Genomic DNA, 17,805 nt, shown 5'->3' on the forward strand with positions numbered 1-17,805 from the left:
GGTGGTTAGGGTGGATCGCATGGCGATCGAGGGTTTGTTCAACTTCCGCGACACCGGTGGGATGCCGCTGACCTCGGGCGGTGTGATCCGCAGCGGCGTGCTCTACCGGTCTGCCGCGCTCAACGCGCTCACCGACGACGGGCTTGCGCAGCTCGCCGACACGGCGGTAGGCGTGATCGCCGATTTCCGCACGCCCGTCGAACAGCAGATGGCCCCCGACCGGGTTCCGGTGTCACGCCCGTTCCGCGTCGAGTCGCTCACCCTCCTCGAGGGCGCCCTGCCTCAGCCCGCCATCGGTCCCGATGCCACGGCGGTACCGGAGTCGTTCGCGACGGTGCTGGCGCAGCTGCCGACTCTCGGCGAGCTGTACCTGTCGATGCTCGCCCACGGCGCCGGCACCTTCGCCGGGGTGGCACGCCTCGTCGGCGCATCCACCGACGACGAGCCGACGGCGGTGCTCGTGCACTGCACCGCGGGGAAGGATCGCACGGGGGTGGCGGTCGCCCTGATGCTCGACGCCGCGGGCGCGGAGCGCGACGCGATCGTCGCCGACTACGCGTCCTCACAGGACAACCTTGCCGGCCCCTGGGCCGAGGGCATGCTCGGCACCCTCACCTCGATGGGCGTGCCGGTCACCGACTCGCTGCGCACCCTCGTGACGAAGACTCCTCCCGCAGCGATCGAGCAGGCCCTGACATGGGTCGACGGCAGGGGCGGGTCCGCCGCCTATCTGCAGTCGGGCGGCCTCACCGACGACGAGCTCGACGCACTCCGGACTCGCTTGAGGGCGTGAACCCCTGCATCCGCCACCCGGAACACGGAGGACGCAGGCCCCTTCCGGTGCAAGGCGGGCGCCGATAGCGTGAACGCGGCGCCGGGCGCCGGGGTGCGCAGCATCCATTCGCATCCCACATCGATCAAGGGGGCTCCGATGGCGGGCAAGTTCGAACTGTGGACCGACAAGGGCGGCGACTGGCGCTTCAACCTGAAGGCGTCGAACGGACAGGTGATCGCGACCAGTCAGGGGTACTCGTCGAAGGCGAGCGCACTGAACGGCATCGAGTCGGTCAGGACGAACGCGCCCGGCGCGGGGGTCGAAGAGATCGAGAAGTGACGCAGGCCCGTCAGCGCGCGGCGGTCAGCGCCGCGCGCAGGCGGTCGGGCGACACGCGCCAGTGCCCGTGCAGCTCGCCGTCGATGAGCACCACGGGGATCTTCTCCCACCACGTCGCGTAGAGGGAGGGATCGTCGGCGATCGAGAGCTCCTCGACGTCTACCGCGTCCTCGGGCAGCTCCGCCACGACGGTCTCGACGACCTCGCGTGCGACGTCGCACAGGTGGCAGTCGGGCTTGCCGATGAGGGTGACGGTCCTCACGCGCGTCGTCAGGCCTCGACCGGGAAGCCGGCCGCGATCCACTCGTTGGTGCCGCCGTCGACGTTGGTGACGTCGTAGCCGCGCGCCTCGAGGGCCTCGACCACGCGCCCCGAACGGCCGCCGATCGCGCAGATGACGTCGAACGCGCCGTCGGGCAGCTCGTCGAGGCGACCGCCGATGACCGACATCGGGATGTTGACCGCGCCGGGCACGTGTCCTGCGGCGTACTCGTCGACCTCGCGGACGTCGATGAGCGGGGTCTCGACGCGCTCGCGCAGCTGCTGGACGGTGATGGACTTCATGACGGCCTCTCGGGTCGCGGGCTCTGCGGGCAGGGATACACGAAGCGCCCGTCCGGAGACAGGCGCTTGGTGCGGATGCCGCTTACTTCTTGTTGCGGCGCTGGTGGCGAGTCTTGCGAAGCAGCTTGCGGTGCTTCTTCTTCGCCATGCGCTTGCGGCGCTTCTTGATGACAGAACCCACGGAAAACCTCACTAGATCGGGGTCTGGACGCGGCTGGCCGCGCCCGGGAACGGGGCAAAAGGAAAAAATGCCTCGGAACAGTCTAGCCGACGTCGGCGATCGGCCGTTGCAGAGCCTCAGTGACCGCGGACTCGGGCACACGGTAGCTGCGGCCGAAGCGCACCGCGGGCAGCTCGCCCGAGTGCACGAGGCGGTAGACCGTCATCTTCGAGACCCGCATCAGCTCGGCGACCTCGGCCACCGTGAGGAAGCGCACGTCCGGCAGTTCAGCCATCTCGATCCCCTTCCCCAGAAGTGCTGCAGTCACTCTAGAACGCGCGCGACCCGCGTGTAAACACAGAGACTGGTGTGAATCCTGTGACAAGTGATGCCCGTGGGGTGATCACATCCCGGGTCACTGCCGGGCGCGTCGATCGCGCGCCTCGCGCGCGGCCTGACGCTCGAGCTTGTGAGCGTCGCGCAACGCCTTCTCGGCCTCGCGCACCGCCTTGCGCGCCTCCCGGAACTTCTTGTCGTCGGCGATGTCGGCGTCGTCCCGCTCGACCCACGACTGCGGGCGTTCCCGGCGCCCGTCTCCGGTCGCCGCGATGTAGTCGCTGACCCCTTCGAGGCCACGGGCGAGGGCGAACGAGAAGGGATCCGACTCATCGAGGAAGGCGCCGGCCTCGATGGCGGCGCGAAGCTCGGGGTACGCGTCGGCCGTGATGAGGGTGCGGAACATCGCGTCCTCGCTGCGGCTGATGGCCTGGCCGTCGACACCCCGCTCGCGCTCGACCCGCGCGTAGCCCGCGAGGATCGTGCCGGCCCAGTGCGCGGTGCCGGTGACCAGCAGCATGACGGCGAGGCGCTCCGTGTAGGTGAGGTCGGTCTCGGCCAGCGCGCTCAGCCCGGCGTCCATCCACGCGGCGCTGTTCGGCGTCGCGGGGACCCCGGAGATCGGGATGTCGAGCACCCACGGGTGCGTGAGGTAGTGCTGCAACTGCTCGCGGTACAGCGCCTCGAGCCGCTCGCGCCATCCGCCGGCCGTCCGCGTCGCCTCCGACGGGGCACCGGTCGCCTCCTCCTGCATGAGCAGGATGAGGTCCTCCTTCGCGGTGACGTAGCGGTAGAGCGACATCGGCGTGAAGCCCAGTCGAGCCGCCACGGCGGCCATCGACACGGCGCCGAGGCCCTCGGCATCCGCGATATCGACCGCCGCCTCCACGATGCGCTCGACGCTCATCTCCCGCTTGGGGCCGCGCTGCGGGTTGGCGGCCACGCCCCACGCGAGGGCGATCCCCCGCGGAAGCTCGGGCTCGACTGCATCCGTCATGGCGTCAGTCTAAGACTGTTTATTACGTAAACAGTGTGTTAGCGTCATAAACAGTTACTGGCATAAACAGTTTCTCCTCTACACGATTGACGGAAGGATGCCGCGATGATCCCCACACCTACTCCACACGCCGCCGGCGCGTCGCGCGGAGCCTCTCGGCGCGTGGGCCCAGCACCCGCCATCGACGTCCGCGGGCTCGGCAAGAGCTTCGGGCGCTCCCTCGTCCTCGACCACCTCGATCTCCACGTCGAGCGCGGCGAGATCTTCGCCCTCCTCGGCGCGAACGGCGCCGGCAAGACGACGACCATCTCGATCCTCACGACGCTGCTGCGCCCCGATGCCGGCATCGCGCGCGTGGCAGGGCACGATGTCGCGACGGATCCCGACGCGGTGCGCCGGCGCATCGCGCTCACCGGGCAGTCCACCGCGGTGGACGACATGCTCACCGGCGTCGAGAACCTCGTCATGCTGGGGCGCCTGTCAGGCCTGTCGCCGCGGGCCGCGAAGCTGCGCGCGGCCGAGCTGCTGGAGCGCTTCGCACTGACGGATGCTGCGACCCGCCGCGTGAGCACCTACTCCGGCGGCATGCGCCGACGTCTCGACCTCGCCCTCAGCTTCGTCGTGGTGCCCGAGGTGCTGTTCCTGGACGAGCCCACCACCGGCGTCGACCCGCGCAGCCGCCGCGACCTGTGGGACGTCATCCGGTCGCTCGCGAGTGCCGGCACCACCGTGTTCCTCACGACCCAGTACCTCGAGGAGGCGGATCAGCTGGCCGGCCGCATCGCGGTGCTCGACGGCGGCCGCATCGTCGCGACCGGCACCCCCGCCGAGCTCAAGTCGCTCGTGGGCACCGACACCGTCGTGCTGACCGGCGCGGACGGCGAGGTCCTGCGCGAGATCGCCACCGACGGGTCGATCGACGGCCTGCGCTCGGCGATGGATCAGCTCGGCGACGTGGCGCCCGGCGCCGAGGTCACGCTGCGACGGCCCACTCTCGACGACGTCTTCCTGTCCCTCACCGGCGCTTCCCACGCCCCCGCCGCCAAGGAGCTCGCGTGACCACGACCGCCATCGCCCCTCGCCCGCGGCTGCGCGGGTTCACCGCCGAGTCGGTGTTCGTCGGCCGCAGTCTCACGCAGTCGCTGCGCGACGGCGAATCGCTGAGCATGTCGATCCTGCTGCCGGTCATGCTCATGCTGCTGTTCACGTTCGTGTTCGGCGGCGCGATCGAGCCCGGCGGCGCCTACGTCGACTACGTCGTTCCCGGCATCATCCTGCTCTGCGCGGGCTTCGGGGCCGCGACGACCGCGACGTACGTCGCGCGCGACATGTCCAGCGGCATCATCGACCGCTTCCGCACGATGCCGCTGCGCAGCGGAGCCGTACTCACGGGACATGTCGTGGCGAGCCTCGCCCGCAACCTGGTCGCGACCGCGGTCGTCATCGGCGTCGGGCTCCTCGTCGGGTTCCGCCCGCACGCCGACCTGGTCGCGTGGATCGGCGCGGCCGGACTCATCGCGCTCTACATCCTCGCGATCACGTATCTGTTCGCCTCGATCGGCCTGGCGGCCGGCAGCCCCGAGGCGGCCTCCGGCTACGGGTTCATCATCCTGTTCGTGCCGTACCTCTCGAGCGCCTTCGTGCCGGTCGAGACCATGCCGGAGTGGCTGCAGTGGGTCGCCGACAACCAGCCGATCACCCCGATCATCGAGACCCTCCGCGGCCTCTTGATGGATACCGACCTCGGCACCGAGCCGTGGTGGGCCATCGGCTGGTGCGTCGGGATCGTCGCGATCTCTGCGGTGTGGGGCGCGTGGCTCTTCGGCCGCAAGAGCCGCCGCCACTGACGCATCGCGAGACCGCACGACAGCACCGCCCCGCCTGGCGGGGCGGTGCTGTCGTGCGGTCTCGTCACGTGGAGACGACGACGGAGACGGATGCTGCGGGCCGCAGCATCCGTCCTCACATGTCAGCGTCCGGGGAGGCGCTTGAAGGCGTTCTCGAGGGCGTGCTTCGCGGAGGCGGCGGCGCGGCCCACGACCTCGGCCGCGTGCGCGGCGGAATCCGGCAGGGCCGGGGCGATGCCGTCACCCTCGATGCCGCCGTCGTCGTCGAGGAAGGGCACGAGCCAGTCGTCGACCTCGTCCAGTGGTGCGGCGGACAGGCTGTAGTAGCGGTGCTGGCCCTCTTCGCGCACCGACACCAGGTGGGCGTCGCGCAGCACCTTGAGGTGCTTCGAGACGGTCGGCTGGCTGGCGCCGAGTTCGGTCACGATGTGCGACACGCTGGTGCCGCGCTCTCCGGCGGATGATCGATCGAGCAGCAGTCGCAGGATGTCGCGACGCGTTCCGTCTGCGATCACGTCGAAGATGTCCGCCATGTGCTCAGATTAGTCGGGAGCCCAGCGGAGTACCATGAGCGAGACCGCCGGGCCGCCCGCACGAGGACCGTTCGCACCAGGAGGAACCCCGTATGACGGATGGCAGGCGCGCCGCCCCCGTCTCAGGCATGAGCCCGCTGCGCGCCCTCGGCCACGGGTTCATGGAGTTCTTCCGCGACCTCACCCAGCGCTCGCCCGCCCGGTTCGCGATCCTCATCTTCCTGTCGCTGATCCTCGTCTTCACCGGTCTCTTCTCCCTCCCGGTCGCCGCCGCGAGCGGCCAGGTCACCCCGTTCGCCGACGCCTTCTTCACCGCCGTGTCGACGATCTGCGTCACGGGCCTCGCGACGGTCGACATGGCGACGCACTGGTCGCCGTTCGGGCACGTGCTCGTGTTCGTCGGCGTTCAGATCGGTGCGCTCGGCGTGCTGACGCTCGCCTCGATCCTCGGCCTGGTGATCTCGCGTCGGCTCGGCCTGCGCGCGAAGCTCATCGCGGCGAGCGACTCGAATCCGCTCCGCACGCACGGCGGACCGGTCAACGAAGGCCAGACGGTGCAGCTCGGCCAGATCGGCAGCCTGCTCGCGACGGTCGCGCTGTCGACGCTCGTCATCGAGGTGATCATCGCGATCCTCCTCTACCCCGGGCTGCTGGTCGCAGGCGTTCCGTGGAACGTGGCGTTGTGGGAGGCGCCGTTCTATGCGGCGATGTCGTTCACGAACACGGGGTTCACCCCGAACGCGGAGGGCCTCGCGCCGTTCCGCCACGACTACTTCTTCCTCACCGTCCTGATGGCCGGCGTGTTCCTCGGCTCCATCGGATTCCCGGTGATCTACACGCTCCTGAGGCAGCGGTGGCGGGTGCGGCGCTGGTCGCTGCACGCGAAGCTCACGGTCATCACGACGGTGGGGCTGTTCTTCCTCGGCGGCGTCGTCTTCCTCGTCCTCGAGTACGACAACCTCCTCACCCTCGGTACCAATGACGCGTGGGACACGACCTTCCAGGCGTTCTTCCTCTCGGCGATGACGAGATCCGGCGGCTTCGCCATCCTCGACATCGGGGAGCTCAACCAGTCGAGTCTTCTGGTCGCGTGCATGCTGATGTTCGTCGGCGGCGGCTCGGCGTCGACCGCCGGCGGCATCAAGGTGACGACGCTCGCGGTCATCGCCCTCGCCGTCATCTCCGAGGCGAAAGGGCGAGCGTCGAACCAGGTGTTCGGCAGGCGCATCCCCAGCGACGTGCTGCGGGTCGCCCTCTCGGTCGTCGCCTGGGGATCGACGATCGTCGCGATCTCGACGATCATCATCACCCAGATCACCAAGGCCGATCTCGGCGACGTGCTCTTCGACGTCATCTCGGGGTTCGCCACCGTCGGCTTGTCGACCGGGCTCACCGCCGAACTCCCGGATCCCGCGGTCTACGTGCTGGCGATCACGATCGTCATGGGCCGCGTTGGTACAGTGACTCTCGCCGCGGCGGTGGCCGCGTCATCCCGATCGCAGCTGTACTCGCTGCCCGTGGAAAGGCCGATCGTTGGTTGAGCGGATGAGGGGCGATGCGCCCGTTCTCGTGATCGGACTCGGGCGCTTCGGCGCCGCCTGCGCGGGTGAGCTCGACCGGCTCGACCGCGAGGTGCTCGCCATCGACGACAACCTCGACCTCGTGCAGAAGTGGTCGGAGCGCGTCACCCACACGGTGCAGGCCGACGCCCGCAACATCGACGCGCTGAAGCAGATCGGCGCCCAGGACTTCTCCGTCGCCGTCGTCGCGGTCGGCTCGTCGATCGAGGCATCCGTCCTCATCACGGCCAACCTGGTCGACCTCAAGGTGCCGCAGATCTGGGCCAAGGCGGTCTCGCAGTCGCACGGCAAGATCCTCGCCCGCGTCGGGGCGAACCACGTGATCTACCCCGAGCGCGAGGCGGGCGAGCGCGTCGCGCACCTCGTGAGCGGCCGCATGCTCGACTTCATCCGGTTCGACGACGACTTCGCCCTCGCGAAGCTCTACCCGCCGAAGTTCATCCGGGGCGTCGGCCTCAACGAGTCGGGCGTGCGCACGAAGTACAACGTGACGGTCGTGGGCGTGAAGAGCCCGGGCAAGCCCTTCCGCTATGCGGAGGCGAACACCGTGGTCACCAACCACGACCTCATCATCGTGTCGGGCACCAACTCGGACATCGAGCGCTTCGCGTCCCTCGAGCGCTGACGGGTCGAAGGCGAGCTGAACCTCAGCCTCCGGCGGCGAGCTCTTTCGCACGGGCCAGCGCCGCGCCGGTGGCTTCGGCGAACACGTCGTCGAGACGGGCATCCTGCAGCACGGCGATGGCGCGTTCGGTGGTGCCCTTCGGGCTGGTCACGCGCCGGCGCAGCTCCGCGGGATCGTCACCGGATGCCTCGAGGAGCGCCGCAGCGCCGATGAAGGTCTGCTCCGCCATGAGCCGCGCCTCGGGCTGGGCGAACCCCTTGGCGACGGCGGCCTTCGTGAACTCCTCCACGAGCAGGAAGAAGTAGGCCGGACCCGAGCCCGAGATCGTGGAGAGCGCGTCGATCTCTGACTCGGGCACCTCGACGACGGTGCCGACGGTCTCGAACAGCCGGCGGACCGTGGCGACCGCGGCGGCGTCGGCGCGCGAGCCCGCGGCGAGCCCCGTGACGCCGCGACCGACGAGAGCGGGGGTGTTCGGCATCGAGCGCAGCACGGCGACGCCGTCACCCAGGATCTCCTCGAACGTCGCGATCGTGACGCCGGCAGCGAGGCTCACCACGATGGTGCCGGGCCGCAGCGCCGGCGCGATCTCCCGCAGCAGGTCCGGCACCATGACCGGCTTGACGCCCACGAGCACGACGCCCGCGGCGGCCGCAGCATCCGTGTTCCCTGCCGGATCCGCTTCGAGGGCCACGCTCGCCACTCCCGCGAGACCGTCCAGCTCGGCCGCCTTGGCGAGGGAGCGGTTCGTCGTCGTCACTCCCCCGGCCGCGAGCCCGGAACGCGACAGGCCGCGGGCGATCGCCCCGCCCATGGAGCCGGCGCCGAGGATCGCGATGGGCGGAAGGGCGGGGGTGTCTGCAGCCATGGATCCGATCCTACGAGCCCACCCGTGTTCGCAATTCAGGATGGTTGCTCCACCCACACGCGTCGAGGCGCGGAAACACGTGGGTCGCACGCGATCCCGTCGCCATCCATCCTGAATTGCGAACGGATAGGTCAGCATAGGTGTTGACTTATATAAGCCAGAGCGCAAATATTGTCTCGTGCACGCGCTCGACATCCTCGGAGACCCGGTGCGCCGGCGCATCCTCGAACTCCTGGCAGAGGGCGAGCGCAGCGCCGGCGAGATCGGCGAGCAGGTGCAGCGCGAGTTCGGCATCTCGCAGCCCGCGGTGTCGCAGCATCTGCGGGTACTGCGCGAGTCGGGGTTCGCGACGGTGCGGCCGGAGGGCGCCCGCCGCCTCTACGCCATCGCGCCGGAGCCGCTCGAGAACGCCGCGGCCTGGTTCGACCCGTTCCGGCGGTTCTGGCAGCCGCACCTCGACGCCCTCGGCACCGAGCTCGCCCGCGGTCGCCGCGCTCGGCGTCTCGCCGAACAGGACACCGCCGGCGACACCCCACACCTCGATACCGACGAAACCGACACGACCGAACCCCAGGAGGACTGACATGGTCGACGTACAGAGCCAGCTCGCCGCAGTGAGCCGCGAGATCGCGAGCGAAGAGGTCGACGGCTTCCCGTCGCGCGTGCAGACGCTCGCGCAGACGTATCCGTCCCCCATCGACGACGTGTGGGATGCCGTCACCAGCGCGGACCGGATCGCACGGTGGTTCCAGCCGATCTCCGGAGACCTCATGCTCGGCGGCCGCTACCAGATCGAGGGCAACGCCGGCGGCGAGATCCAGGAGTGCACGCCTCCCACCCACGGCGCCGCGCACTACAAGGCGACGTGGGAGTACGGCGGCGGCGTGACGTGGCTCACGGTGCGGCTCACCGCGGAGGGCGACGATGCGACCCGCTTCGAGCTGGAGCACATCGCCCGCACCGACGACGTGCCCGCCGAGTTCTGGGACCTCTACGGCCCCGGCGCCACGGGTGTCGGCTGGGACGGCGGACTCCTCGGACTCGGCCTGCACCTCACCGGCGGCGGCGGACCGAAGCCCGAAGACGCCGAGGCGTGGGCGTTCACGGACGAGGGCCGCGCGTTCTACCGCGGCGCCGCCGATGCGTGGGGTGCCGCGCACGTCGCCGACGGCGCCGATGCCGCCGCCGCTGCGCGAGCCGCCGACAACACGTTCGCCTTCTACACCGGCCAGACCCCGCCGTCCACGGAGGAGTGACGGGATGCCCCGGGTCACGGCATCCGGAACATGAAACCTGATTCGCAAGAACTGACGGCCGGTCTATTCTCATGAGTGGGCGGGGGCGCAGGAGCTTCCGCAGGACGTGGGAGGCACCCGATATGACCCTCTTCGACGGCATCGCCGCGCGCATCGTCGAGACGCCCGGCCTGTCGGTGAACGTGCTGGAGCGCACTGCGGACGACCCGGCCACACCGCCCGATCGCACGGTGGTGCTCATTCACGGGAACGCCTCCTCCTCGCTCTTCTGGCAGGAGCTGATGCAGGACCTCCCCCACGACCTCCGGGTGATCGCGATCGATCTGCGCGGCTACGGCGGTACCGAGCACGCGCCGATCGACGCGACGCGCGGCGTGCGGGACTTCAGCGACGACGTGCGCGCGACACTCGAGGCCCTCGACATCCCGACCGCCCACCTCGTCGGCTGGTCGCTGGGCGGCGCTGTCGTCATGCAGTACGCGCTCGACCACCCGGTGCTGAGCCTCACGCTGGAAGCGCCGGTGTCGCCGTACGGCTTCGGCGGCACCCGTCGCGACGGCACACGTCTCACCGCTGACGACGCCGGCACGGGCGGGGGCGCCGGCAACCTCGATTTCGTGCAGCGGCTCATCGACCACGACACGTCGACCGACGCGCCGACGTCGCCTCGCAACGTCTTCCGGGCCCACTACGTCGCCGCGGGATTCGAGACCGATCACGAGGACGTCTGGGTCGAGTCGATGCTCACGACCTCGACCGCGACCGGCAACTATCCGGGCGACTCGGTCCCGAGCGAGAACTGGCCGGGCTTCGCCGCCGGCACGATCGGTGTGCTCAACACGCTCGTCCCCGGCAATCACAACGTGTCGGGCATCGTCGAGCTCTCCGAGAAGCCGCCGATCCTCTGGATCCACGGGGCGCTCGACCTCATCGTGTCGGACGCCTCCCTGTACGACTACAACAACCTCGGCAAGCTCGGCATCGTGCCGGACTGGCCCGGCGACGATGTCGCCCCGCCCCAGGAGATGGTGTCGCAGATGCGCGACGTCCTCGCCCGCTACGCCGACGCCGGCGGCGAGGTGACCGAGATCGATCTCGTCGACACCGCCCACACGCCGCACCTGGAGCGGCCGGCCGAGTTCCGCCACGCGCTGCTCGAGGTCATCGGGTACGTCGGGCACCCGCACAATCCGGCCCCGCCGACCGAGGCGATCATCCTGCGGTCCTCCGACTGACGCAGGGCAGACGCCGGCGCGCACGAGGTGCGGAGCGCGGGTCGCAGCATCCGTAGACTCATCCGCATGAGTGCTTCCGGTGGCGGCAAGGCGATCCTCGCGGCGTTCCTGGCCAATATGGGCATCGCCCTGGCGAAGTTCATCGCATGGTTCCTGTCGGGCTCGGCGTCGATGCTCGCCGAGGCCATCCACTCGGTCGCCGATTCGGGCAACCAGCTGCTCCTCATGCTCGGTGGGCGCCAGGCGAAGAAGAAGGCCGACCGCGAGCACCCGTTCGGCTACGGCCGCGAGCGGTACGTGTATGCGTTCGTCGTGTCGATCATCCTGTTCTCGGTCGGCGGTCTGTTCTCGATCTACGAGGGCATCGACAAGCTCACCCACCCGCACGAGCTCGAGAACGCGTGGATCCCGATCGCGGTGCTCGTCGTCGCGATCGTGCTCGAGTCGTTCTCGCTGCGCACGGCCGTGAAGGAGAGCAACCACGTGCGGGCCAAGGGGCAGTCGTGGGTCTCGTTCGTGCGGCACGCGAAGGCGCCCGAGCTCCCCGTCGTCCTCCTCGAAGACATCGCCGCGCTCACCGGCCTCGTGTTCGCGCTGTTCGGCGTCGGCATGACCGTGATCACGCACAACCCGGTGTTCGACGCGATCGGCACGCTCATGATCGGCACGCTCCTGATCCTCGTGGCCATCACGCTCGGCATCGAGACCAAGAGCCTCCTCGTCGGCGAGGGTGCGACCGATGCCGACCACGACCGCATCGTGGACGCCATCAACGACGGGCCCGAGGTCGAGAAGATCATCCACATCAAGACGCTCTATCTCGGCCCCGACGAACTGCTCGTGGCGGCCAAGCTCGGCTTCGCGTCGGATGCGCCGCTCGTCCACATCGCGTCCGCCATCGACCGTGTCGAGGCGCGCGTGCGTGCGGCAGTGCCGGCGGCGCGCATCATCTACTTCGAGCCCGACGTCTACCGGCCCGGCGACGACGCGACTCCGCCCACGTCGGAGTTCGTCATCAAGTCGACCGACTGACCGCTCGACAGGCACAGCAACCGCCATGGAATACTGCATCTTCACCGAGCCCCAGCAGGGAGCGAGCTACCACGATCAGCTCGCCTTCGCGCAGGCGGCCGAGCGGCTCGGCTTCGACGGGTTCTTCCGCTCCGACCACTACCTGCACATGGGCGACGGCGACGGACTTCCCGGTCCCACCGACGCGTGGACCACGCTGGCAGGGCTCGCACGCGAGACCTCGCGCATCCGCCTCGGCACACTCGTGTCGTCGGTGACGTACCGGGTTCCGGGGCTGCTGGCGATCCAGGTGGCTCAGGTCGACGCGATGTCGGGCGGCCGTGTCGAGCTCGGCCTCGGCACCGGGTGGTTCGGCCGCGAGCACGAGGCCTACGGCATCCCGTTCCCGGCCAAGCGGTTCGGGATCCTCGAGGAGCAGCTCGCGGTCGTGACCGGCCTGTGGTCGACCCCGGTCAACGAGACCTACAGCTTCGCGGGTGAGCACTATCGGCTGACGGATGCCCCGGCGCTGCCGAAGCCGGTGCAGTCCCGGGTTCCCGTCATCGTGGGCGGCGGCGGGCCGAAGCGCACCCCCGAGCTCGCGGCGCGGTTCGCGACGGAGTTCAACATCGGCTTCCGGTCGGAGGCGGAGTCGGCGGAGAAGTTCGCCGGCGTGCGCGCCGCGTGCGAGCGCATCGGTCGCGACCCCGAATCACTCAAACTCTCGGTGGCGCTGCCGACGCTGGCCGGGGCATCCGCTTCGGATCTCGACCGGCGTGCCGAGAACCTCGGCCGCACCGTCGACGAGCTGCGCGGCGACGTGAACATCGTCGGCACCCGCGACGAGATCGTCGCGAAGGTCGAGCGGCTGGTGGGGATCGGCGCGCAGCGCGTGTACTTCCAGCTCATGGACCTGCAGGACGTCTCACACGTCGAGTACCTCGGCGAGGTGCTCCCCCACCTGCCCCGCTGACGTTCAGGGCACGGCCCATTCCTCGGGGCTGAAGAGCATCACGAAACCCTCGCCCGGCGGCCAGGCTCAGACCGAGGTCGTGGCCCACAGCGGAGCCAGTGCGATCGCCGCCATGATCAGGGCCGCCGTGGCTCCGAGTGCGACGAGATCGATGAGGGGCGGCCTTCGGGCGCTGATCCGCCCGATCACGCTCGCGAGTAGCACGACAGCCGCACCCGCTGCACAGATCAGCAGCAGCCAGCCGACGAGCCAGGCGAACACGGCCGCGTTCTCATTCGCGTCCAGTGCAGCCGGGGTCCCGGAGTTCTGCACCCAGAGCACGCGGTAGACCCAGAGAGCGAGCACGGCGCCGGCTGCCGATGCGGGCGCGACGGCTCCGGCTGTCGTCAGCCGATCGCGCGACGTCGCCCGGTACACACCGGAACACTAGTGGCACGCCTGGGAGGTGTCGACCACCACTGCGTGCCCCGCCCGTCGGCCGTCCACAGGGAACCCCTGTTCACTTCCCGGTCGTTCCGCCGATCGCTCTTCACCGCTAGCGTGCAGGCAGGGGCTGCGATGACCACCGTGACGGTTGCTGACGACGCACCGGCCGTACCGCGGCCGAAGAAGCGGAAGCCGCTCCTGCCTGCGCTGATCGCGGGTGCGGTCGGATTCTCCGCGGTCGCGGTTCCCGCGGTGATCGCCTCCTGGACCCCGCTTCCTTCGAGCTCCCCCGCGTTTCCCACGGCGGTCGCCACCTACTCGTGGTTCGTCTCGCACGGCGACCTCGACATGCCGGCGACGATGATCTACCAGAACGGCATCGGGGTCGAATTCATGGACTCCCCGCAGGCGGTCGCGCTCGGCGTCGACGGCAGCACATACCGGCGCTTCGGTGCCGCCGAGCAGCGCTCGGTGCCGACCGACCAGGGCGACCCCGCCGCCATGGTGCTGTCAGCCGACGGGACGTTCGCGGTGATCGCCGGCGCGAACGGCCACGGCAGCGTCCTCGTCCGTTCCCTCGTCGACGGCACCGACCGAGAGGTGTCGATCGGTGTCGGGCGCAGCGCCGTGCCATTGAGCATCGCCTCCGACGGCGACCACGTCCTGGTGCTGCTCGGCGACGGTGAGCTGAGCCGGTACACCGACCCGCCGTTCAGCGGCGCACTCGCCTTGCTCGACCTGTCGAGCGGCGACCTGCTCGAGTACTCGCTGGACGCGGTGACATCCGCGGCATTGGCCCCCGATGCATCTCGCGTCGTCGCGCAGACGTCGCAGGGCGCCGTGATGATGGATGCCGCGGGGCACAGCATCCATGAACTCCCCGCGGAGCTGACGGGGCAGGCGTTCGGCGACGACGCGTGGTCACCGGACGGCACCCGCCTGGTGACGCTCGTCCACGACCCCGTGTGGGTGGACAAGCCCACGGGCAGGACGCTGACCAGCTCCGCGACGCTGCAGATCTCCGCACTCTCGGCCGGCACGACGCAGACGTTCGCACTGGCGGGCGTCGAGTATGCGGCGGCCCTGGGCTGGCGCGACGACGACACCGTCGTGCTTCAGACCTACGCCGAAGACAACAGCTCCGAGTTCCAGTGGGTCGACGCCGACACGGGCGCGGCGCACACCTTCGCGACCTACGAATCCGGGTTCACCGCGGCATCGATCGGCTCCGCCGACCTCCCACGGGACCTGATCCGCGAGTGGGTGGTGGAGGACCGACCCGTAGATCAGGGGTGGACCTTCGGGATGCTCGCCGGCATCGCCGTCGGTGCCGCCGCCGGGCTCATCATGTGGGCTGTGACGCGACGTCGTGAGGGCTGAGCGCGCATCGATCCCGACGGGTCTCCGCGCGGTGCACGACGGCGGCCGTTGTGATCCGTCGCTGGTTCAGGGGTCGGCCCCGTCGGGAGTCAGACCGGCAGGCGGTACGAGGGCAGCCCCCGACGGCGGATCAGCCACTCGGCGAAGACGAGGTTCGGGAGCCAGCACAGGAACGGCACCGCGGCGTAGGCGTTCGCGAAGGCGGAGTCGAGTTCCCACGGCTGCCCGAGCACGAGCGGCACCATCAGCAGCAGCGGGAGCCAGACGCGCAGCATGACGCCGGAGTAGGTCAACGCGTAGTTGCGGATCATCCAGGCCTGGTGGCTGGGCACGTCGCGGCGGCGGATCGCACGGTACGCGCGCCAGCCGGTGATGAGCCACAGCACCGCGAGCGCGCCGAATCCGAAGAAGCCGACATAGCCGGCGGGACTCGAGGGCGCGATGACGAGGCCGCCGATCGCGCCGATCCCCACTGCGACTAGGTACACGCGACCGATCCAGCGGTGCACGCGCGGGGCGCGGGCGCGCAAGCCGCGCCAGAACTGCAGCGGTCCGGTGACGAGCGCCGTCGCCCCGCCGACGATGTGGACGTACAGCGCGCCCTGCACGAACGGGTGCACGGCGGCGTACGTCGGCGCGAGGCCGACGTCCTGCCCGGCGAGGTCGGCCAGCGACGCGGTGAAGTACGGCACGGCGGAGTATGCGACGATCGCGAGCGCCGTCAGCAGGACGAACGTCCAGCCGACGCGGGAACGGATACCGCCCGGCCGTGCGACGGCGGGGGCGGTCCGGACGGGTTCGATGAGGCGGGTCATGGCCGTCACGCTAGGCCCGCGGCCGAGCGGCCCAGCAGGGTGCTGTCCCCCCGAACCCGCGGGGCTGTCCCCCGTATCAGCGGCGCGCCGCGGCCGCGCGCAGCAGTCGGGTGCGGTCGCCGACTTCTGCGAAACCCGGCCCTCGGGCCCTGCGATTCTTGATTCTGATGATTGCGAGATTCGAATATTTGTTCTAGGGTGGAGTCATGTCCAAAATGTCTCCTCCGCCCGAGCGCGAGGACGACGCGTGGGCGTTCGAGGCTGACGGAGAGTTCGTGCCGCCAGTGCCGGATGCGGTGGATCTGGTCGTGGAGACCGCGACGATGATGTCGGTGTTCGCGGCGGAGCGACTGATGCGGATCGACGCGATGCGGCGCGAGCTGCTGCGCGAGGCCACCGGCCGCGGCGACGGAGTGCGCGATATCGTCGAACGATCGATCCGGCTCGAGCTCGCGGCGGCGATGCGCGTCACCGAGTACGCCGCCGGGCGTCTGATCGCGCAGGCCGAGGCCTTGGTGCGGCGCTATCGGCCGGCGCTCGAGGCCCTGGGTTCCGGTCGGATCACCGACAAGCACGCCGAGATCATCGCGGACCTCCTCGACGAGGCGCCGCCGGAGCTGCGGGAGAGACTGCTCGAACGCGCGGTGCCGCTGGCCGAATCGGAACCGGTGGGCACCTTCCGGCGGGTGCTGTGCACTCTGATCGAGACCGCGCAGGCGACGACCCTGGAGGAACGGCACCAGCGCGCGCTCCGAGCGCGGCGCGTCGTCGTCGAGCGCGGGCAGGACGGCATGGCCGGGCTGTGGATCTTCGCGCCCGCGGTCGAGATCCACGCGATCCATGGCCGTCTCACCCAGATGGCGAAAGCGATCGCACCCGTCGCGGGCGGGACCCGCACCCTCGACCAGCTCCGTGCTGATGTCGCCGCCGACCTCCTGATCGACGGCACCACTGACCACCTTCCGGCGGCGGCGTCGGGCATCCGTGCCCAGGTGGTCGTGACCGTACCGGTGCTCGCCCTCCTCGACGAGCAGTACGCCGATGCGGGCGACCCGCCGGTGGTGGAGGGTATCGGCCCCATCCCGCTGTCCAAGGCCCGCGAACTGGGCGGCGGCGACAGCCGGTGGATGCGGGTGCTCACCCACCCCGAGACCGGTCTCGTGCTCTCCGTCGGCCGCGACGCCTATCCACCACCCGCCCCGCTGAAGAGGCTCGTCAGATGGCGCGCCGACCGATGCATGGGCCCGGGCTGCTCGATGCCGGCCTCCCGGTGCGAGATCGACCACCAGATCCGATGGGCCGACGGCGGCGAAACCGCCCTCGACAACACCCTGCCCTTCTGCAAAGGGCACCACCTCGTCAAAGACAACACCGGCTGGCAGGTCCGCCAGATCGAAGGCTCCGGCGGCGCGGTGGCCTGGACATCCCCCACCGGGCGACGCTACGTCGTGCACCCCGAACGCAAAGTCCCCACATTCACCGTACGACCCTCCGGGCGTCAAGTAGGCGACGATCCGCGAGACGCACAGGCGCCCTTCTGACCGACGGCAGACGGCCGACTGAGAACTGGCGTGCCACGATCATCACCGGGGCTCGAGCACGCCCGCGCAACACGAGCTCAATGCGCCGCAGGATCAGTCGAATCAACGGCGCGCGTCGAAGAAGCTGCGCAGGAGAGCGGATGCCTCGGCCTCGCGCACGCCGGCGACGACCTCTGCCCGATAGGGCAGGCGCCGGTCGCGCACGACGTCGTACACCGAGCCCGCGGCGCCGGCCTTCTCGTCCCAAGCGCCGAAGACGAGCCGCGAGACGCGCGATTGGAGCACCGCGCCCGCGCACATCACGCAGGGCTCGAGGGTCACGACGAGCGTGCACCCCTCGAGGTTCCAGTTGCCGCGCGTCGCTGCCGCTGCGCGAAGAGCCACGACCTCTGCGTGCGCGGTCGGGTCGTGCAGGGCCTCGCGAAGGTTGCGGCCTTCGCCGATCACCGTGCCGGCGGCATCCGTCACCACCGCCCCCACGGGAACGTCGCCCGCGTCACCCGCGGCCGCGGCGAGCGCGAGCGCGCGGTCCATCGCTGTGAGG

23 protein-coding genes are annotated in these 17,805 nt (G+C 69.9%); 13 read left to right on the forward strand and 10 right to left on the reverse strand.

The window, feature by feature from the left end; genetic code table 11:
• Window positions 1-19 precede the first annotated feature (19 nt).
• On the forward strand, window positions 20-793 hold the full coding sequence (locus Q9R33_RS00360; RefSeq protein WP_311292500.1) for a tyrosine-protein phosphatase: 774 nt from the start codon (window positions 20-22) through the stop codon (window positions 791-793).
• Window positions 794-931: 138 nt separating this feature from the next.
• Complete coding sequence (locus Q9R33_RS00365) at window positions 932-1,114, forward strand: YegP family protein (RefSeq protein WP_056369868.1); 183 nt, start codon at window positions 932-934, stop codon at window positions 1,112-1,114.
• Between the two features lie 10 nt (window positions 1,115-1,124).
• Here Q9R33_RS00365 and Q9R33_RS00370 read toward each other — a convergent pair whose 3' ends face one another.
• The 5 genes from Q9R33_RS00370 to Q9R33_RS00390 all read right to left on the reverse strand — a co-directional run bounded on the left by Q9R33_RS00370 (window position 1,125) and on the right by Q9R33_RS00390 (window position 3,171).
• Window positions 1,125-1,376: a glutaredoxin family protein gene (locus tag Q9R33_RS00370; RefSeq protein ID WP_056368850.1), complete on the reverse strand. Its 252-nt coding sequence runs from the start codon at window positions 1,374-1,376 to the stop codon at window positions 1,125-1,127.
• A gap of 8 nt (window positions 1,377-1,384) precedes the next feature.
• Window positions 1,385-1,678 carry a rhodanese-like domain-containing protein gene (locus Q9R33_RS00375; protein ID WP_056368848.1) on the reverse strand — a complete coding sequence of 98 codons (294 nt, stop codon included), beginning with the start codon at window positions 1,676-1,678 and terminating at the stop codon, window positions 1,385-1,387.
• An 82-nt stretch (window positions 1,679-1,760) separates the two neighbouring features.
• A complete protein-coding gene (locus tag Q9R33_RS00380; RefSeq protein ID WP_003792170.1) occupies window positions 1,761-1,859 on the reverse strand; it encodes a 30S ribosomal protein bS22 in 99 nt (32 codons plus the stop codon).
• Window positions 1,860-1,941: 82 nt separating this feature from the next.
• Window positions 1,942-2,133 (reverse strand): helix-turn-helix domain-containing protein, encoded by a 192-nt coding sequence (locus Q9R33_RS00385; protein ID WP_019182077.1) that lies wholly within the window; start codon window positions 2,131-2,133, stop codon window positions 1,942-1,944.
• 120 nt (window positions 2,134-2,253) lie between these two features.
• Entirely contained in the window at window positions 2,254-3,171 is a 918-nt protein-coding gene (locus Q9R33_RS00390; protein ID WP_056368846.1) for a TetR/AcrR family transcriptional regulator, read from the reverse strand.
• Between the two features lie 105 nt (window positions 3,172-3,276).
• Here Q9R33_RS00390 and Q9R33_RS00395 point away from each other — a divergent pair, with 105 nt between their 5' ends.
• Both Q9R33_RS00395 and Q9R33_RS00400 read left to right on the forward strand, forming a co-directional pair.
• On the forward strand, window positions 3,277-4,230 hold the full coding sequence (locus Q9R33_RS00395) for an ATP-binding cassette domain-containing protein (protein ID WP_311292501.1): 954 nt from the start codon (window positions 3,277-3,279) through the stop codon (window positions 4,228-4,230).
• Window positions 4,227-5,018, forward strand: coding sequence for an ABC transporter permease (locus Q9R33_RS00400; protein ID WP_056368842.1), 792 nt, complete (start codon window positions 4,227-4,229; stop codon window positions 5,016-5,018). Before Q9R33_RS00395 ends, Q9R33_RS00400 begins: the two co-directional genes overlap by 4 nt.
• Before the next feature lie 122 nt (window positions 5,019-5,140).
• On the opposite strand, the gene Q9R33_RS00405 is transcribed toward Q9R33_RS00400, so the two are convergent.
• A complete protein-coding gene (locus Q9R33_RS00405; RefSeq protein WP_056368840.1) occupies window positions 5,141-5,551 on the reverse strand; it encodes a helix-turn-helix transcriptional regulator in 411 nt (136 codons plus the stop codon).
• Window positions 5,552-5,679: 128 nt separating this feature from the next.
• On the opposite strand from Q9R33_RS00405, the gene Q9R33_RS00410 reads away from it, so the two are divergent.
• Together Q9R33_RS00410 and Q9R33_RS00415 are read left to right on the forward strand one after the other, a co-directional pair.
• The gene (locus tag Q9R33_RS00410) at window positions 5,680-7,092 is read left to right on the forward strand and encodes a TrkH family potassium uptake protein (RefSeq protein WP_396654061.1); all 1,413 of its coding nucleotides are present in this window, start codon (window positions 5,680-5,682) and stop codon (window positions 7,090-7,092) included.
• Window positions 7,093-7,096: 4 nt separating this feature from the next.
• A complete protein-coding gene (locus tag Q9R33_RS00415; protein ID WP_374226639.1) occupies window positions 7,097-7,756 on the forward strand; it encodes a TrkA family potassium uptake protein in 660 nt (219 codons plus the stop codon).
• 22 nt (window positions 7,757-7,778) lie between these two features.
• Here the strand turns inward: Q9R33_RS00415 and proC are convergent, their stop codons facing one another.
• A complete protein-coding gene (proC, locus tag Q9R33_RS00420; RefSeq protein ID WP_311292502.1) occupies window positions 7,779-8,624 on the reverse strand; it encodes a pyrroline-5-carboxylate reductase in 846 nt (281 codons plus the stop codon).
• A gap of 178 nt (window positions 8,625-8,802) precedes the next feature.
• On the opposite strand from proC, the gene Q9R33_RS00425 reads away from it, so the two are divergent.
• The 5 genes from Q9R33_RS00425 to Q9R33_RS00445 all read left to right on the forward strand — a co-directional run bounded on the left by Q9R33_RS00425 (window position 8,803) and on the right by Q9R33_RS00445 (window position 13,099).
• Complete coding sequence (locus Q9R33_RS00425) at window positions 8,803-9,207, forward strand: metalloregulator ArsR/SmtB family transcription factor (RefSeq protein WP_311292503.1); 405 nt, start codon at window positions 8,803-8,805, stop codon at window positions 9,205-9,207.
• Window position 9,208: 1 nt separating this feature from the next.
• Window positions 9,209-9,880, forward strand: a complete 672-nt coding sequence (locus tag Q9R33_RS00430) for an SRPBCC domain-containing protein (RefSeq protein WP_311292504.1) — start codon at window positions 9,209-9,211, stop codon at window positions 9,878-9,880.
• A gap of 122 nt (window positions 9,881-10,002) precedes the next feature.
• The gene (locus tag Q9R33_RS00435) at window positions 10,003-11,115 is read left to right on the forward strand and encodes an alpha/beta fold hydrolase (protein ID WP_311292505.1); all 1,113 of its coding nucleotides are present in this window, start codon (window positions 10,003-10,005) and stop codon (window positions 11,113-11,115) included.
• A 66-nt stretch (window positions 11,116-11,181) separates the two neighbouring features.
• The gene (locus Q9R33_RS00440; RefSeq protein ID WP_310249937.1) at window positions 11,182-12,147 is read left to right on the forward strand and encodes a cation diffusion facilitator family transporter; all 966 of its coding nucleotides are present in this window, start codon (window positions 11,182-11,184) and stop codon (window positions 12,145-12,147) included.
• Window positions 12,148-12,172: 25 nt separating this feature from the next.
• Window positions 12,173-13,099 carry an LLM class F420-dependent oxidoreductase gene (locus Q9R33_RS00445; RefSeq protein ID WP_311292506.1) on the forward strand — a complete coding sequence of 309 codons (927 nt, stop codon included), beginning with the start codon at window positions 12,173-12,175 and terminating at the stop codon, window positions 13,097-13,099.
• A gap of 66 nt (window positions 13,100-13,165) precedes the next feature.
• Here the strand turns inward: Q9R33_RS00445 and Q9R33_RS00450 are convergent, their stop codons facing one another.
• Window positions 13,166-13,516 carry a hypothetical protein gene (locus tag Q9R33_RS00450; RefSeq protein WP_311292507.1) on the reverse strand — a complete coding sequence of 117 codons (351 nt, stop codon included), beginning with the start codon at window positions 13,514-13,516 and terminating at the stop codon, window positions 13,166-13,168.
• 141 nt (window positions 13,517-13,657) lie between these two features.
• Between Q9R33_RS00450 and Q9R33_RS00455 the strand changes: the two genes are divergently transcribed.
• A complete protein-coding gene (locus Q9R33_RS00455; protein WP_311292508.1) occupies window positions 13,658-14,905 on the forward strand; it encodes a hypothetical protein in 1,248 nt (415 codons plus the stop codon).
• A gap of 89 nt (window positions 14,906-14,994) precedes the next feature.
• On the opposite strand, the gene Q9R33_RS00460 is transcribed toward Q9R33_RS00455, so the two are convergent.
• The gene (locus Q9R33_RS00460; RefSeq protein ID WP_311292509.1) at window positions 14,995-15,720 is read right to left on the reverse strand and encodes a DUF2306 domain-containing protein; all 726 of its coding nucleotides are present in this window, start codon (window positions 15,718-15,720) and stop codon (window positions 14,995-14,997) included.
• Between the two features lie 206 nt (window positions 15,721-15,926).
• Here Q9R33_RS00460 and Q9R33_RS00465 point away from each other — a divergent pair, with 206 nt between their 5' ends.
• Window positions 15,927-17,261 (forward strand): DUF222 domain-containing protein, encoded by a 1,335-nt coding sequence (locus tag Q9R33_RS00465; protein ID WP_311292510.1) that lies wholly within the window; start codon window positions 15,927-15,929, stop codon window positions 17,259-17,261.
• A 102-nt stretch (window positions 17,262-17,363) separates the two neighbouring features.
• Here the strand turns inward: Q9R33_RS00465 and Q9R33_RS00470 are convergent, their stop codons facing one another.
• Window positions 17,364-17,795 (reverse strand): nucleoside deaminase, encoded by a 432-nt coding sequence (locus tag Q9R33_RS00470; RefSeq protein WP_311292880.1) that lies wholly within the window; start codon window positions 17,793-17,795, stop codon window positions 17,364-17,366.
• Between the last annotated feature and the right edge of the window lie 10 nt (window positions 17,796-17,805).

It is taken from the genome of Microbacterium sp. PRC9, from assembly GCF_031844125.1.
GTDB lineage: Bacteria > Actinomycetota > Actinomycetes > Actinomycetales > Microbacteriaceae > Microbacterium.